At 63.3% G+C, this 14,495-nt stretch carries 15 protein-coding genes; 11 read left to right on the top strand and 4 right to left on the bottom strand.

Features of this window, described 5'->3' with window-relative positions; genetic code table 11:
• Nucleotides 1–28 precede the first annotated feature (28 nt).
• Entirely contained in the window at nt 29–718 is a 690-nt protein-coding gene (locus ACZ1JY_RS03930) for a pyrimidine 5'-nucleotidase (RefSeq protein WP_465130428.1), read from the bottom strand.
• Between the two features lie 95 nt (nt 719–813).
• On the opposite strand from ACZ1JY_RS03930, the gene ACZ1JY_RS03925 reads away from it, so the two are divergent.
• Nucleotides 814–3,132: a S8 family peptidase gene (locus tag ACZ1JY_RS03925; RefSeq protein WP_465130427.1), complete on the top strand. Its 2,319-nt coding sequence runs from the start codon at nt 814–816 to the stop codon at nt 3,130–3,132.
• Nucleotides 3,133–3,508: 376 nt separating this feature from the next.
• Nucleotides 3,509–3,688 carry a hypothetical protein gene (locus ACZ1JY_RS03920; protein WP_465130426.1) on the top strand — a complete coding sequence of 60 codons (180 nt, stop codon included), beginning with the start codon at nt 3,509–3,511 and terminating at the stop codon, nt 3,686–3,688.
• An 89-nt stretch (nt 3,689–3,777) separates the two neighbouring features.
• Here the strand turns inward: ACZ1JY_RS03920 and ACZ1JY_RS03915 are convergent, their stop codons facing one another.
• Complete coding sequence (locus tag ACZ1JY_RS03915) at nt 3,778–4,911, bottom strand: PQQ-dependent sugar dehydrogenase (RefSeq protein ID WP_465130425.1); 1,134 nt, start codon at nt 4,909–4,911, stop codon at nt 3,778–3,780.
• Nucleotides 4,912–4,960: 49 nt separating this feature from the next.
• Between ACZ1JY_RS03915 and ACZ1JY_RS03910 the strand changes: the two genes are divergently transcribed.
• The 3 genes from ACZ1JY_RS03910 (at nt 4,961) to folP (ending at nt 8,007) form a co-directional block, all read left to right on the top strand.
• Complete coding sequence (locus tag ACZ1JY_RS03910; RefSeq protein ID WP_118073708.1) at nt 4,961–5,551, top strand: ribonuclease HII; 591 nt, start codon at nt 4,961–4,963, stop codon at nt 5,549–5,551.
• Between the two features lie 207 nt (nt 5,552–5,758).
• A complete protein-coding gene (locus ACZ1JY_RS03905) occupies nt 5,759–6,901 on the top strand; it encodes a DNA methyltransferase (RefSeq protein WP_465130424.1) in 1,143 nt (380 codons plus the stop codon).
• Nucleotides 6,901–8,007 carry a dihydropteroate synthase gene (folP, locus tag ACZ1JY_RS03900; protein ID WP_465130423.1) on the top strand — a complete coding sequence of 369 codons (1,107 nt, stop codon included), beginning with the start codon at nt 6,901–6,903 and terminating at the stop codon, nt 8,005–8,007. Before ACZ1JY_RS03905 ends, folP begins: the two co-directional genes overlap by 1 nt.
• Here the strand turns inward: folP and ACZ1JY_RS03895 are convergent.
• Nucleotides 8,004–8,771 carry an SDR family NAD(P)-dependent oxidoreductase gene (locus tag ACZ1JY_RS03895; RefSeq protein ID WP_465130422.1) on the bottom strand — a complete coding sequence of 256 codons (768 nt, stop codon included), beginning with the start codon at nt 8,769–8,771 and terminating at the stop codon, nt 8,004–8,006. The genes folP and ACZ1JY_RS03895 overlap by 4 nt on opposite strands.
• 19 nt (nt 8,772–8,790) lie before the next feature.
• The gene (locus ACZ1JY_RS03890) at nt 8,791–10,209 is read right to left on the bottom strand and encodes a sigma-54-dependent transcriptional regulator (RefSeq protein WP_118073711.1); all 1,419 of its coding nucleotides are present in this window, start codon (nt 10,207–10,209) and stop codon (nt 8,791–8,793) included.
• A 168-nt stretch (nt 10,210–10,377) separates the two neighbouring features.
• Between ACZ1JY_RS03890 and ACZ1JY_RS03885 the strand changes: the two genes are divergently transcribed.
• The 6 genes from ACZ1JY_RS03885 (at nt 10,378) to ACZ1JY_RS03860 (ending at nt 14,485) form a co-directional block, all read left to right on the top strand.
• On the top strand, nt 10,378–10,500 hold the full coding sequence (locus tag ACZ1JY_RS03885; protein WP_118073712.1) for an aa3-type cytochrome c oxidase subunit IV: 123 nt from the start codon (nt 10,378–10,380) through the stop codon (nt 10,498–10,500).
• A 19-nt stretch (nt 10,501–10,519) separates the two neighbouring features.
• Nucleotides 10,520–11,635 (top strand): NAD(P) transhydrogenase subunit alpha, encoded by a 1,116-nt coding sequence (locus ACZ1JY_RS03880; RefSeq protein ID WP_465130864.1) that lies wholly within the window; start codon nt 10,520–10,522, stop codon nt 11,633–11,635.
• A gap of 62 nt (nt 11,636–11,697) precedes the next feature.
• Complete coding sequence (locus tag ACZ1JY_RS03875; protein WP_465130421.1) at nt 11,698–12,450, top strand: hypothetical protein; 753 nt, start codon at nt 11,698–11,700, stop codon at nt 12,448–12,450.
• 18 nt (nt 12,451–12,468) lie between these two features.
• Nucleotides 12,469–12,753 (top strand): NAD(P) transhydrogenase subunit alpha part 2, encoded by a 285-nt coding sequence (locus ACZ1JY_RS03870; protein WP_011445494.1) that lies wholly within the window; start codon nt 12,469–12,471, stop codon nt 12,751–12,753.
• A complete protein-coding gene (locus tag ACZ1JY_RS03865; protein ID WP_465130420.1) occupies nt 12,753–14,165 on the top strand; it encodes an NAD(P)(+) transhydrogenase (Re/Si-specific) subunit beta in 1,413 nt (470 codons plus the stop codon). The genes ACZ1JY_RS03870 and ACZ1JY_RS03865 overlap by 1 nt, the downstream gene beginning before the upstream one ends.
• Nucleotides 14,165–14,485 carry a hypothetical protein gene (locus ACZ1JY_RS03860; RefSeq protein WP_465130419.1) on the top strand — a complete coding sequence of 107 codons (321 nt, stop codon included), beginning with the start codon at nt 14,165–14,167 and terminating at the stop codon, nt 14,483–14,485. Before ACZ1JY_RS03865 ends, ACZ1JY_RS03860 begins: the two co-directional genes overlap by 1 nt.
• The last annotated feature ends 10 nt before the right edge of the window (nt 14,486–14,495 follow it).

Genomic DNA, 14,495 nt, shown 5'->3' with positions numbered 1-14,495 from the left:
ATCAGTATGGAACAAAATTGCGTGGCGACTAGCCGAGCGATGCCGGATCGGCAAGCGCCGCAATCGTATGATCGAGCCACGCGACGACGTCATCGGTGACCACGTCGATCGCGGCGTCGTCCTTGGCGCGATCGCCCCAGTCGGTGGCGAGATCGAGCCAGACGGTCTGCATGCCGAGCGCCTTGGCCGGGGCGAGGTTGCGTGCCATGTCCTCGACGAAGACCGAAGTCTCGGGATTGATGCCCAATGCTGTGATCATGCCCGTGTAGGCGGAGGGTTCGGGCTTGGGCTTGTAGGCCATGGCGTGGATATCCCACATGCCATCGAAGCTGCCCGAAAGATCGAGCCCGGCCAGCACCTTGGCGGCATAGGCGTCATCGCCATTGGTGAAGACGATCTTGCGGCCGGGGAGCGCGGCGAGACGATTTGCAAGGCGTGGTGCGGCGGAAAGCGGGCTCATGTCGATATCGTGGACGAAGCCGAGAAATTCGTACGGATCGGTGGCGTGGTAATGCATCAGCCCGGACAACGTGGTGCCGTGATCGTGGAAGTAGAGCTTCTGGACGCGCCGCGCTTCCATGGCGTCGCAACCGAGCAATTGCTGGATGAACAGGCCCATACGCTCATCGATCTGGTCGAACAGGCGGGTCGACGGGGGATAGAGCGTGTTGTCGAGATCGAAGATCCAGCAGTCAACAATCGTGGGATCGAAGGGCATTTGCGTATTCCAATCCGGAACTGTGTCATTCGGCATTTACGGCCATGGGGTTATCAGCAAGACTTGGGCAAAGCTACCGGAGCCGGGGTGCGGTGATGTCGGAAATTCGCTGGTTTGGTCATGCCGCAGTGGCAGTGCTGGCTGCTGCCTTGGCGGGATGCGGAGGGGGCGGCAGTGTCTCGAGCACGCCTGCGCCTGCGCCAGCCCCGACGCCCACGCCGACACCAGTTCCGACGCCTGCCCCAACTCCCACACCCACTCCCACTCCGGTCAATTTCGATACGGCGGAATATCGCCGGTCGGATGGGCCTTCGTTGCATGGCGCGATCACGGCATGGCAATCAGGAGCGAGCGGGGCGGGGACGACGATTGCGATCGTCGATTCCGGCATCAATACGTCCAATTCCGAATTTGCCGGACGCATCGCGTCATCATCGACCGACGTGGTGCAATCGCGCGGGTTGAACAACGCAGATGACGACCACGGCACGCAGGTTGCCCTGACAGCGGCAGCAGCCCGGAACAATTCCGGGATCGTCGGGACCGCATGGGGCGCAACCATCCAGATGCTGCGGGCCGATACGCCGGGGTCATGTGCTGCGTCGGACGGCTGCACTTTTGCCGACAGCGCGATCGCGGCGGGCATCAATGCAGCGGTCGCCGCGGGCGCAAAGGTCATCAATCTTTCGCTGGGCGGCGACCCGGCCAACACGACATTGCGGTCAGCGGTTGCGAGGGCCGCATCGGCCGGCGTCGTGGTTGTCGTTTCGGCAGGGAACGATGGCGACAGCACCGATCCGGCGATCGACCCGAACAATCCCGATCCTTTCGCGCAATCGCTGCTCCAGGCGGGTGGCGGCAATGTCATCATTGTCGGCTCGGTCAATGCCAGCGGCGTGGCTTCGGCCTTCAGCAACAGGCCGGGAAGCTCTGCGGCATCCGTACTGATGGCCCAGGGCGAAGAGGTGTGCTGCGTCTATGAGGGGAGCCAGATCAAGACCGAGACGAATGCGCAGGGGACATTCGTGACAGTGGTGAGCGGCACGAGCTTTGCCGCGCCACAGGTTTCGGGCGCGGTGGCGCTGCTTGCGCAGGCCTTCCCGAACCTGACCGGAACGCAGATCGTGGATCTGTTGCTGCGCACCGCGCGAGATGCGGGGGCCACGGGCACCGATGCTGTTTATGGCCGCGGTATTCTGGATATTGCGCGAGCCTTTTCGCCGCAGGGCTCGACCGGGCTGGCAGGGACGCAAGTGGCGGTGTCGCTTGGCGGGCTGACGGGAACGAGCAGCGGGGCGATGGGGGATGCGTTGAGCGGGGCATCGCTCGGCGCGGTGATGCTGGATGGATACCAGCGGGCTTACAAATTGAACCTTGCGGCGGGTTTGCGCGCCGGGCAGTCGCGATTGCCATTGCATGAAGCGCTGGCAGGTGGGGGCAGGCCGGTGGCGATGGATGCTTCGGGATTTGCGCTGGCGTTCACGGTTGACCGGCGGTTCGGCGCGGTGCCGTTGCGGCTGGCACCGAGTGAGGGGCAGCAGGCGCGAGTGCTGGCGTCTTCGGTGGTCACGCGGCTCGACCGGTCGCTCGATCTGGCGCTGGGGTGGAAGGTGAGTGCCGAGAGCCTGACCGCGCGATTGCAGCAGCGGTGGGAGCCGCAATTCCTTGTCGCCGGCATGGCGAGTAGCGTGTTCACCCGGCCCGAGATGGGCTTGGCGGCGCGTTATCTGTTGGGCAGCCTGGGGCTGACGGTTTCGGCGGAGCGTAGCGTGCTGGTGCGGCCCGATCCTTTGCGTGAGCGGCGCGAGGACCGGATGACGCAGTTTGGCTTGGCGCTGGATGGCGGGCAGGGTGGCGCGTTGGATTGGCGGCTCGGCCTTGGCCTGATGCGTGAGGAGCGCACGGTGCTGGGCGCGCGCTTTGCCGATGCGCTGGGCGGCGGCGGGGCGACGACGGCGACGGTTTCGCCGGGTCTTGGCTGGCGCTTCGGGAAAGGCTGGGCGTTGGGCGCGACGGGCAGTCTAAGCTTTACTCGGATCGACAGCGGGGCGGTGGCGACTGGCGGTTCGCGATTGGTATCGTCATCATGGAGCGTCGATCTTTCGCGTGAAGGCGTTCTGGTGGTCGGTGACCGTCTGGCCTTGCGCGTCTCGCAACCCTTGCGGGTGGAGCGCGGTGGGCTGGATCTGAACCTTCCAGTGGCGTGGGATTACGCGACGCAGAGCGCCACTTTCGCCCGCGTGCCGCTGTCGCTGGCGCCGAAGGGGCGGGAACTCGATGCGGAACTGGCGTGGTCGACGGCGCTGTGGGGCGGCGATGCCTCGGCCAACGTGTTCTTCCGCAAGGAGCCGGGGCATTTTGCCGGTGCGGGGGGTGATGGCGGGGTTGCGGTGCGGTGGTCGCGGGGGTTTTGAGGCCGGCAATGGGACCCACCCACCCAAAGCGCGACAGGCACGCGGTGGTTAGGTGACCTATCCGTTGCGTTGTCGCTCTCGCTTTCGTCGCTGCGCCAAGGCCTCCTTAATGAGGCTCACCACTATGATGATTGCCACGATCGACCATGGAATGAGTAGAAGAATTGGCACTATGCTATAGGCAGGCCAAGTAGTTTCCTCTTCCGCTAGCGGTCGCGAAGGATCATTCAAGTCGTATCTCACGGGAAGATTGCTTCCTACGGGATACCGACGCATCAAATCGCAGCTTAAAACCGCTCCACTGAAAGTTGTCGGGCCAATTTCATACACGTATCGGACCTTGCACAGCTTTTTGGTGCCGCGGTCGTCTGATCCAATGACCAACGCATTCACCCGGTTGCCGCTAGATAGAATGGCTGATCGCCTGCTGTGTTCAACGACAGTCATGCCGGTAAATACAAGCGGGATTGCCCCCAGCAAAGCTAAGAAAGCTGTCGCAGCGAAGACCCTGTGCTTCAGGGATTTATTAGCACTCGCCATCGGTCCGCTCTACTGAAAGATGCTCTCGCTTCCTAATGTCCGCCGGGGGGCTTTAGTTATTGGTGTATTCAATTGCCATATAAAGTTCAAAGCCGCCACATATAGTCACCCCTTCGGCACCACATGCCGCAACTTCGCTCCCTCACCATCCTCCAGCACGTAAACCGTCCCATCCGGTGCCTGCTCGATCTCGCGGATGCGGTTGCCGAGGTCTATGCGTTCGAGTTCGGTGGCTTTCTCGCCGTCGATCTTCACGCGGACGATGCCGCCTGAACCCATGCCGGCGATCAGGGCCTGGCCTTGCCATTGGGGGAAGGCTTTGCCGGTGTAGAAGATCATGTCGCCCGGCGCGATGACGGGGTTCCAGCTGATTGCGGGCTGGGCGAGGTCGGGGCGCGTCTTGTTGCGCGGGATCGGCTTGCCGTCGTAGTGGTCGCCGTCTGACACCAATGGCCAGCCGTAGTTCTTACCGGGCTCGACGTGGTTGATCTCGTCACCGCCGGCCGGGCCGTGTTCGATGTCCCACAACCGGCCATCGGGTGAGAAGGCGAGGCCGAGCAGGTTGCGGTGGCCGTAGGACCAGATCTGTGCCGAAACGCCGCCCTTGCCCGCAAACGGGTTGCCCGGGGCAGGAGTGCCATCGGGCAGGAGGCGGAGGACCTTGCCGAGGTTCGCGTTCAAGTCCTGCGCGGGCGTGAACTTCTGCCGGTCTCCAGAGGTGATGAACAGGTATTTGCCATCGGGCGAAAAGGCGATGCGATGCGAATAGTGGCCGCGCCCGGTGACCTTGGGAAATTGCCGCCAGATTACGCTCAGCCCTTCAAGGCGGGGCGCTTCGCCCATGACCAGCCTGGCGCGGGCGACGACCGCGCCTCGCGTGTCTTTCTCACCCGCTTCGACCCAGCTGAGATAGACCATGCCGCTCTGTGCGAAATCGGGCGCGGCGACGACATCGCCGAAGCCGCCCTGTCCGCCGTAATCGACTGTGGGCGTGCCGGAGACGTCGACGGTCTTGCTTGTGCCTTCGGTCCAGAGCTTGAGCTTGCCCTTCTTCTCGGTGATCAGGGCCTGGTTGGTGCCGGGAAGGAAGGTCATCGCCCAAGGCTCGTCGAACGTGGCGACATCGGCGATCGCGATGCCCGCTTTGGCCGTTTCGGCGTCCTGGGCGGAAATTGATGAGCCGCAGCTTGCGAGGAGCAGGGCGAGAGGCGATAGCGAGCGCAGGATCGGATTCGTCATGCAGCCCACAATGCCTCTGAACGCCAGTTGTGCCACCTCCTTTTCGTCCATGGTCACCATCGGTGTGGACGAAGCGGGGCGCGGGCCTCTGGCCGGGCCAGTGGTGGCGGCGGCGGTGGTCTTGTGCAAGCCGCGGCCTTCGGGTCTGGATGACTCCAAGAAGCTGAGCGCGGCGCGGCGGGCGGAACTGGAAGAGAAGATCAAGCGGCGCTGCCGGTGGGCCGTGGGCGTGGTCGAGCCGGAGGAGATCGATCGGCTCAACATCTTCGGCGCGACCATGCTGGCGATGACGCTGGCGGTGCAGGCGCTGTGCGAGCAGATCGCGCATGACGAGGGCGTGGGCGAGGTGCTGGTGGACGGCAACCTGACGCCTCACGGGCGTCGCCCGGAATGGTGCTGGCCGGCACGGCCGATCGTCGGCGGCGATGCGCTGGAACCGTGCATTTCAGCCGCCTCGATCATCGCCAAGGAACACCGTGACCGGATCATGCGCGAAGCGGCTCTTGCGCATCCGCACTACGGCTGGGAGCGCAATGCCGGGTATGGTACGCCCGAGCATCTCGCGGCCCTGCGCGAGCATGGGCCGACGCCGCTGCACCGGCGCAGCTTTGCTCCGGTGGCGCAGTTGCAGTTGCTCTGACGAAAAAATTCGGCGGTGAGTCCGCTTGGGCACACTACCAGATATTGAGTCCTGCGCCCGTCCCAAGACTCTAGATATCGAAATAGACTCTTTTCGTTCTCATCCTGAACCCCGCGCGACTCGCCGGAATCTGGCGAGTCGCCGCTTGACTGCGAGTCCCTGATGACTCAAACGGTGGCCTTATCCACAAGGGGTCAGGGACTAGATATGGCAGTTGCAGTCAAGGAACGCGCGAAGGCATTGCGTGCGGCGCCGGCAAAGGTGCTGAAGGCGGATGTCGCGCTTCCGGTGAACCAGATCCTGCGTGGCGACTGCATTTCGGAGATGCGCAAGCTGCCCGACGCCTCGATCGACATGATCTTTGCCGATCCGCCCTATAACCTGCAATTGGGCGGCGATCTGGCACGGCCTGATGGCAGCCATGTCGATGCGGTGACCAACGACTGGGACAAGTTTTCAAGCTTTGCGGTCTACGACCAGTTTACCCGCGAATGGCTGACCGAGGCCCGGCGTCTGCTCAAGCCTGATGGTTCGATCTGGGTGATCGGCAGCTATCACAACATCTTCCGCGTCGGCACGATCCTGCAGGACCTGGGCTTCTGGATCCTCAACGACATCATCTGGCGCAAAGCCAACCCGATGCCCAACTTCAAGGGCACGCGCTTTACCAATGCGCACGAGACGCTGATCTGGGCGTCGAAAAGCGAGAAGTCGAAGTACACCTTCAACTATCGCGCGATGAAGACGCTGAACGACGAGTTGCAGATGCGCTCGGACTGGGTTCTGCCGATCTGTTCCGGGCCGGAACGCCTGCGCCGCAATGGTACCAAGGCGCACCCGACGCAGAAGCCCGAGGCGCTGCTCTATCGCGTGATGCTGGCGACGACCAACAAGGGTGACGTGGTGCTGGACCCGTTCTTCGGCACCGGCACCACCGGCGCGGTGGCCAAGCGCCTTGGCCGCGACTGGATCGGCTGCGAGCGCGAGGACGATTACATCGAGGTCGCGCAGGAGCGGATCGAACTGGCGTTGCCGCTGGACGAATCTGCTCTGACCACGATGCAGTCCAAGCGCAGTGCGCCCAAGGTGGCGTTTGGAGCGCTGGTCGAGAGCGGCATGCTCGCGCCGGGTACACGCCTGACGGCGAAGAAGGCGAAGTTCGAGGCGGTGGTGCGCGCGGACGGTTCGCTCCAGGCAGGTGCCGAGACCGGATCGATCCATGGCCTGGGCGCGAAGCTGCAGGGTGCGCCTTCGTGCAATGGCTGGACCTTCTGGCATGTTGAACATGAGGGCGAGGTCAAGCCGATCGATGCGCTGCGGCAACTCTATCTGCTGGCTGTCGAGGACTGATGCAAAGCGTCTACATTCGCCCGATTGCGCTGTGCGATAGTCCGCAGGCGGAGGAGGGCGAGGCGATCAGGTTGGGTGGCGGGTTGGTCTACGCCAGCCGCTTCGCCCTGATCGTGCGTAAGGGCGGCAAGGTTGTTTCGCGACAGCGGTTTGGCGCGGGCGAGATTCAGGCGGCGATTGCGACTTTGCCCGATGCACTTGCCGCCGATGCTTTGGAGCTGTGGGACAACCTGCGCCGCACGCACGCGCCGCTGGTCTGCGGGCAGCGGACGCTGCGCATCGATCAACCGGTGGTGATGGGCATTCTCAACGTCACGCCGGACAGCTTTTCCGATGGCGGCCAATTCCTCGACAAGCCGGATGCCGCGCTGGATCATGCCCACGCGATGCTGGCAGCCGGAGCGGCGCTGATCGACGTTGGCGGTGAATCCACCCGCCCCGGCGCAGCGGCGGTGTGGGAGGGCGACGAGGTCAAGCGCGTTGTGCCGGTGATCGAGCAACTGGCGGCAGCGGGTGCGGCGATTTCCATAGACAGCCGACGCTCCACGGTGATCGAGGCAGCGCTGGCGGCAGGAGCGCACATCGTCAACGATGTTTCGGCCATGCGTCACGACGCGCGTACCGCAGAGATCGTGGCGCGGTCAGGTATGCCGGTGGTGTTGATGCATGCGCCGGGCACTGATGGCGATCTGCACGCCGATGGCGATTATGACGATGTTGTGCTCGATGTCTTCGATGCCTTGCGCGAACGTCGTGATGCAGCCGTGGCGGCGGGGATCGCGCGGGAGAAGGTGCTGCTGGATCCGGGCATAGGCTTTGGCAAGTCGCTGGCCGAGAACCTTGCGCTGATCAATGCCCTGCCAATGTTCCATGCGCTCGGCCAGCCGATCCTGTTCGGGGCGAGCCGCAAGCGGATGATCGGGGCGCTGTCGAATGAGGTGCCGGCGCATCAGCGCATGCCGGGTTCGGTGATGCTGGCGCTCAAAGCAATGGATGCGGGCTGCCAGATGGTGCGGGTGCACGACGTTGCAGAAACGGTCCAGGCGCTACACGTATGGCGCGGCTTGCGTGACGCGGCCCTGACGGACTTCGCGCAAGCCGTCTAGAGTGAAACGCCGCCATCGCTGACCAGGCAAGTGCCGGTGATGGTGGCAGCCGCGTCGGACAGCAGGAAGCCGATCTGCGCGGCGACTTCATCGGCACTGGCGAAGCGGCCCAGCGGCGTTGCATCCTTCGCCATTCCGGCAAGCGCTTCGGCTCGGCCACCGTGCTGTTCTACAAGGGGGGCAAACCATTCGGCACGGTCCCAGATGCCGGTGTCGACGCCGCCCGGTGCGATGGCATTCACGCGAACACCATACCTAGCGGCTTCTGCAGCGGCGACCTTGGCGAGCTGGATCGTGGCCGCTTTCGAAGCTGAATAGGCAGCGGTTCCGGCAGCCGCCTTTATACCGGACACCGACGCCGTCAGCACGACGGCTCCGCTCTCGGCCTTCTTCATGGCGCGCAAGGCGGTTCGCAGCGAGAGAAACGTCCCGTCAAGATTGACCGAGAGGGTCTTGCGCCACGCCGTGATATCGAGGTCCGTGATTTCGCCATTGCTGGCAATGCCGGCATTGAGCACGGCGTAGTCGATCCGCGGCACTTCGCGCTCGAGCAGTTTCCACAGCGACGGATCGGAGACATCGCCGCCGAAGGGGCGTGCCTTGCAGGCCAGACCCAAGCGATCGAGCGCCGGACGATCGATGTCGACCAGAACGAGTTCTTCGATACCTTGCGCATCGAGCCAGCGGGCAGCGCTTGCCCCGATGCCAGATGCCGCGCCGGTCACGAGCGCGACGCGCCCTGCAAATTCCGTGGTTCCCGTCATGCCCGCAGGCTAGCGCGGGTCAGGCGGCGTTGTCGATGCCCAGTTCCGAAAGCTTGCGGTAAAGGGTGGACCTGCCGATGCCCAAGCGGCGGGCAACTTCGGTCATGCGGCCCCGGTAATGGCCGATGGCAAGGCGAATGACATCGGCCTCGATCTCTTCGAGTGGTCGCAGGTTGCCATCGGGTGCGAATAACGTGATGCCGGCACCATCGGTGACGTTCGGTGCACGGCGGCTGGATTCCCCGATCAAGCTTGAAAGGCTGGGGAAGTCCTGTGCCGTAAGGGCCTCGCCATCGCAGAACACGGCGGCGCGGAACAGGGTGGCTTGCAACTGGCGGACGTTGCCGGGCCAATCGTATGCCGACAGCAGTGCCAGTGCGCCATCGGTAATGCCCAGCGGCCTGAGGCCCGGCTGTTCACCGATGCGGGTCAGGAAATGCCTTGCAAGCGCCGGAATATCGGCGGCGCGCTCGCGCAGGGCGGGCAGCAGGACTTGTGTCTGGCTGAGCAAGGCGTGGAGTTCAGCGCGGAAGTCGCGGGTCTCGACGAGGTCGCGCAGGCCGGCATTGGCGCAGGCGATCACTCGCACATCGACGCGGAAAGAATGACGCGCGCCGATGGGCTGGACGTCGCCCCGTTCGAGGAAGCGGATCATGCGCTCCTGCACGGTATCGGGCAGGCGATCGACCTCGTCGATCACCAGGGTGCCGCCATCGGCGTGCTGGAGCAGTCCTACGTGACGTTCAAACGCTCCGGCGAAGGCGCCCTTTTCGTGTCCGAACAAGGCAGATTCGACCTGATTGGCAGGCATGCCGCCGATGTTGATGGTCTTGAGCGCGGTGCGGCTGCGCGGGCTGGCGGCGTGCATGGCGCGGACCAGCATTTCCTTGCCCGTGCCGCTTTCGCCTTCGATCAGGATACTGCCATGGGTCCGCGCTGCCTTCGCGGCTACGGCCAGCGCGGCACGGAAGGCTGGAGTTGCACCAATCATCGAATCGAAGTCCAGCGCTGTGCCGAACTTCTCTGTGAGGGGCTGCAGTTCGCTGGCGTCAGTTTCGCGCGAAGTTGCACTGCGCAGGGCCTGGAGCAGGCGTTCCGGCGCAACCGGCTTGATCAGGTAATCGGTGGCGCCCGCGCGCATGGCCTCGACCGCGAGCAGTGGCGAGTTGCTGGTGGTGAGCATCAGGATCGGAAGGGCAGGGCGGCGTGCCTTCAATTCAGCGATCAGCGCGCAGGCATCGTCGCCGGGAACCCATTGGTCGAGAATGATGGCGCCGAGTTGCATGCCCTGGCGAGTGCCGAGCGTGGCGATTGCGCTTTCCGAATCGCGGGCGATGATCGTGCGCCATCCCTCCCGCGAAGCCAGCGCCGAGATCAGGCGGCACTGGGCGGGTTCGTCATCAATCAGCATGAGAAGGCGCTGTTCGGGCTCCTGCATGACCTAGTCTTTTGACTCCCCCGCAAATACGTCAGGAGCGTCGGTCTAAGGTCATAGGGTAAAGACCCGATTAAGCGCGATAGGACCGCTCCGCACTTGAGCGCAGGGACGGCCACCGCTAGAGCATGCACGTCGCGCCCCAGTGGCGCATGGTTCTTGGGGAAGAAAATGGCTCCGGCAAACGACATCAAGGCTGCAAAGTCGACCTACGAAGGCTTCGTGAACATGGTAAAGTGGGCCACGCCAGCAATTTGCGTGCTGGTTTTCGTGGTCGTCCTGGTGATCCAGTAAGAGCGCCGTGGCGGGGGCAATAAAGATCGCCGTCCTTCGGGAACGTGCGACAGGGGAGAGCAGGGTTTCGGCATCGCCGGAGACCTGCAAGAAATTCATTGCCCTCGGGGCTACGGTGGCTGTCGAGACCGGGGCGGGTATTACCGCCTCGATCTCTGACGATGAATACCGTGCGGCAGGAGCCGAGGTGACGGACAATGCGGTGCAGGGCGCGGACATCGTGCTAGGCGTGCAGGGTCCGGAGCCTGAGCTGCTGGCTGGCGCCAATCCGGGCGCATGGATTGTTGCCGGGCTCGATCCCTTCGGTAAGCGCGCGCGGGTTGATGCGTACGCTGCGGCCGGTTTTGAAGCCCTCGCCATGGAGTTCATGCCGCGTATCACCCGCGCGCAGAGCATGGACATCCTGTCCTCGCAGTCGAACCTCGCCGGTTACAAGGCGGTGCTGGTCGCCGCCAACCTTTATGGCCGCGCGTTTCCAATGATGATGACGGCGGCGGGCACGGTCTCTGCTGCCAAGTGCTTCGTCATGGGCGTCGGCGTTGCCGGGCTTCAGGCCATCGCCACGGCGCGCCGTTTGGGTGCGCAAGTTTCGGCGACTGACGTGCGTTCGGCCACCAAGGAGCAGATCCAGTCGCTTGGCGCCAAGCCGATCTTCGTGGAGAACGTCGCCGGGATCGAAGGCGAAGGCGCCGGTGGCTATGCCACGGAAATGAGCGAGGAATACCAGAAGGCCCAGGCCGAACTGGTGAGCGCGCACATCGCCAAGCAGGACATCGTCATCACGACTGCGCTGATCCCGGGCCGTGCCGCACCGCGCCTGATCTCTGATGCGCAGATCGCCACGATGAAGCCGGGTTCGGTCATCTTCGACCTTGCCGTGGCGCAGGGCGGGAATGTCGAGGGTTCGGTGGCGGATCAGGTGGTCGAGAAGCACGGCGTCAAGATCGTCGGCTATTCGAACACGCCTGCGCACCTGCCGGCGGATGCTTCGGCGCTGTTCAGCCGCAATCTCTACAACTTCCTCTCGGCCTTCTGGGACAAGGAGCAGGGCAAGCCTGTTCTGGACGAGGAAATCGGCAACGCCATCCGCCTGACGCAGGGCGGCAAGGTGGTCAACGAGAGGTTGTTGGGTTGAACGTCCGGATCGCCTTAGCCACGGTCCTTGGATTAGCGGCACTTTTTCGGTCCGCCAGCGCCATGGCTGCTATCGACGATCTGCAAATCGATTGGGTTATCCCAGTAGGCAGCATTGATGAGAAGGCACTGACCCCAGGAACAAGCCAGCACATCGTTGTTAAACCTGTGCCCCGAAGAATGTTTGAGTCGGACGAAGATATCATTACCCTTGCCGGCCTGAGACTACTCCCTGCGCACTCTCCGCTTTATGCCATGTTAGGCCACGAATTCATGGTGTGTAGTCAGAGCGTCGCGCCTGCAGCTTACGTTGCGAGGAAAGACCGCGTCTGCCTGCGCGATGCCGATGGGGATGGAAAACTCGACTCATATTTCACTCGCAGTCGCGGCCGATCATTCATGGCGGGTGACCAGATGTGGTTTGCGATGAACAGCAATATTCCGCCGGCCGTTGGAGTCATCAGCCCGACGCAACTCAAAGAAGTTGACCGTATGCGGGCGCCCGAACGCCCGCAGCTTGACTTTAGTTTTACTGCCCCGAGAGACGGCACCGTTCGGTTTAGTGTCGTTATTGAGAATGAGCACACGTTTTCAACGCAATGCTTGGAAATGAAACAACAGAGGGCCCAGAGCGATGGGGACATATTTTCCTGCCTCGATCCAGGCTTTCAAGTAATCCGAAAGTCTGTTGGGTCTATGACCAAACCTAAGTACGAGTTGAAGATTGCTGCTCCGGAACGTGAACTGGCAGTGCGGTTCGATGTCGTGCCACGTCTTATGGGCGCGAGACTTATGCGTGGCATGTATTTCGAGTAAGCTTTTGGGGGGCCTGACATGGACTTCATATCGATCCTGAGCATTTTCGTGCTCGCCTGCTTTGTCGGGTACTACGTCGTCTGGTCGGTCACGCCGGCCCTGCATACGCCGCTGATGGCGGTGACCAATGCGATTTCCTCGGTGATTGTGGTCGGCGCGCTGGTCGCGTCGGCGGCTGCGGGTAGCCCTTCGGCCAAGTGGCTGGGGCTGGGTGCGGTGGTGCTGGCTTCGGTCAACATCTTCGGCGGCTTCGCCGTTACCGCGCGCATGCTGGCGATGTACAAGAAGAAGGAGAAGAAGTGATGGAGCACGTCGCTGTCTCTCCCTGGGTCGCGCTGGCCTATCTGGTCTCGGGCGTCCTGTTCATCCTCGCGCTGCGCGGGCTTTCCAGCCCGGCGACGAGCCGTGCGGGCAACCGCTATGGCATGATCGGCATGACCATAGCGGTCGCCACCACGCTGCTGACGCATGAGATCGCCAGCTTGCCGGAAATCATCGTGGCTCTCGCCATCGGTGGCGGCATCGGCTTCGTCATCGCGCGAAAGATCGCGATGACCGACATGCCGCAGCTAGTCGCCGCGTTCCACTCGCTGGTCGGCCTTGCCGCCGTGCTGGTGGGCCTTGCGGCCTACCTGAACCCCGACGCCTTCGGGATCATGCTGCCGGACGGCCAGATCAACCCGGTAAGCCGGATCGAGCTGGGTCTCGGCATCGCCATTGGTGCGATCACCTTCTCCGGCTCGGTCATCGCCTTCCTCAAGCTAGCCGGCAAGATGAGCGGATCGCCGATCCTGCTGCCGGGGCGCCACGTGCTCAACCTTGGCACGCTGATCGCGATCATCGGCCTGGTGGCATACTTCACGCAGGACCAGTCGGCCTGGGTGATCACCACGATCACCGTACTGTCGTTCATCATCGGCTTCCTGCTGATCATCCCGATCGGCGGCGCGGACATGCCGGTGGTCGTCTCGATGCTCAACTCGTACTCGGGCTGGGCTGCGGCGGCGATGGGCTTCACGCTGCACAATACGGCGATGATCGTCACCGGCGCGCTGGTCGGTTCCTCGGGTGCGATCCTTTCGTACATCATGTGCAAGGCGATGAACCGCGGGTTCCTCGCGGTGATCGCGGGCGGCTTCGGCGCAGAAGCGTCTGCCGGTGGCGGTGCTGCCAAGGAGCAGCGCCCGTGGAAGCGCGGGTCTGCCGAAGACGCAGCCTACATGATGAAGGAAGCCGAGAACGTCATCATCATCCCCGGCTACGGCATGGCCGTGTCCCAGGCGCAGCACGCGCTGCGCGAGATGGGCGACGTGCTCAAGAAGGAAGGCGTCAACGTCAAGTACGCCATCCACCCGGTGGCGGGCCGCATGCCCGGCCACATGAACGTGCTGCTGGCCGAAGCCAACGTGCCTTACGATGAAGTGTTCGAGCTGGAAGACATCAACAGCGAGTTCGCGCAGGCTGACGTGGCCTTCATCATCGGCGCGAACGACGTGGTCAACCCGGCCGCCAAGACCGACAAGTCCTCACCGATCTACGGCATGCCGGTGTTCGACGTCGACAAGGCCAAGACGATCTTCTTCGTCAAGCGCTCGATGGGCGGCGTGGGCTATGCCGGCGTCGACAACGACGTGTTCTATATGGACCAGACCATGATGCTCCTGGCCGACGCCAAGAAGATGGTCGAGGACATCGTCAAGGCGCTGCAGCACTGATGCGCAAAGACGCTGCCGTCATCGCGATTGCCTTGGTAGCGGCGTCCTGTGCGCCATCGAAACTGGCTTATGGAAAGGTCCGCTCGGCGCTTGTCGATGCGGGCCTTTCCGATTCCAATGCCGCCTGCATGGCGGAGCGCATGACCGATCGCTTGAGCATCGGACAGTTGCAGCGCCTGCAGGCGTTGCAGGGCACCAAGCGCGGGCTGGCGGATTATGTGGCGACGGTGAAGCGCCTTGGCGACGCCGAACTGCTGGGCGTTACGACAAGCGCCGCAGCGCTCTGTGCGAGCGGTCTGGCGCCCGAGAAGAAGCGCTAGCGCTCTGGAC

This window comes from Novosphingobium sp. BL-A-41-Hi4B-X5A (genome assembly GCF_055521705.1).
This window is presented reverse-complemented; position numbering and strand designations above follow the sequence as displayed.

What these genes read in the sequence shown, in the direction of transcription:
- ACZ1JY_RS03860 (WP_465130419.1), top strand. Translation starts at nt 14,165, where the DNA reads ATGCGCAAAGACGCTGCCGTCATCGCGATTGCCTTGGTAGCGGCGTCC.
- ACZ1JY_RS03870 (WP_011445494.1), top strand. Translation starts at nt 12,469, where the DNA reads ATGGACTTCATATCGATCCTGAGCATTTTCGTGCTCGCCTGCTTTGTC.
- folP (WP_465130423.1), top strand. Translation starts at nt 6,901, where the DNA reads ATGCAAAGCGTCTACATTCGCCCGATTGCGCTGTGCGATAGTCCGCAG.
- ACZ1JY_RS03915 (WP_465130425.1), bottom strand. Translation starts at nt 4,911, where the DNA reads ATGACGAATCCGATCCTGCGCTCGCTATCGCCTCTCGCCCTGCTCCTC.
- ACZ1JY_RS03910 (WP_118073708.1), top strand. Translation starts at nt 4,961, where the DNA reads ATGGTCACCATCGGTGTGGACGAAGCGGGGCGCGGGCCTCTGGCCGGG.
- ACZ1JY_RS03895 (WP_465130422.1), bottom strand. Translation starts at nt 8,771, where the DNA reads ATGACGGGAACCACGGAATTTGCAGGGCGCGTCGCGCTCGTGACCGGC.
- ACZ1JY_RS03865 (WP_465130420.1), top strand. Translation starts at nt 12,753, where the DNA reads ATGGAGCACGTCGCTGTCTCTCCCTGGGTCGCGCTGGCCTATCTGGTC.
- ACZ1JY_RS03885 (WP_118073712.1), top strand. Translation starts at nt 10,378, where the DNA reads ATGGCTCCGGCAAACGACATCAAGGCTGCAAAGTCGACCTACGAAGGC.
- ACZ1JY_RS03875 (WP_465130421.1), top strand. Translation starts at nt 11,698, where the DNA reads ATGGCTGCTATCGACGATCTGCAAATCGATTGGGTTATCCCAGTAGGC.
- ACZ1JY_RS03920 (WP_465130426.1), top strand. Translation starts at nt 3,509, where the DNA reads ATGACCAACGCATTCACCCGGTTGCCGCTAGATAGAATGGCTGATCGC.
- ACZ1JY_RS03930 (WP_465130428.1), bottom strand. Translation starts at nt 718, where the DNA reads ATGCCCTTCGATCCCACGATTGTTGACTGCTGGATCTTCGATCTCGAC.
- ACZ1JY_RS03925 (WP_465130427.1), top strand. Translation starts at nt 814, where the DNA reads ATGTCGGAAATTCGCTGGTTTGGTCATGCCGCAGTGGCAGTGCTGGCT.
- ACZ1JY_RS03905 (WP_465130424.1), top strand. Translation starts at nt 5,759, where the DNA reads ATGGCAGTTGCAGTCAAGGAACGCGCGAAGGCATTGCGTGCGGCGCCG.
- ACZ1JY_RS03890 (WP_118073711.1), bottom strand. Translation starts at nt 10,209, where the DNA reads ATGCAGGAGCCCGAACAGCGCCTTCTCATGCTGATTGATGACGAACCC.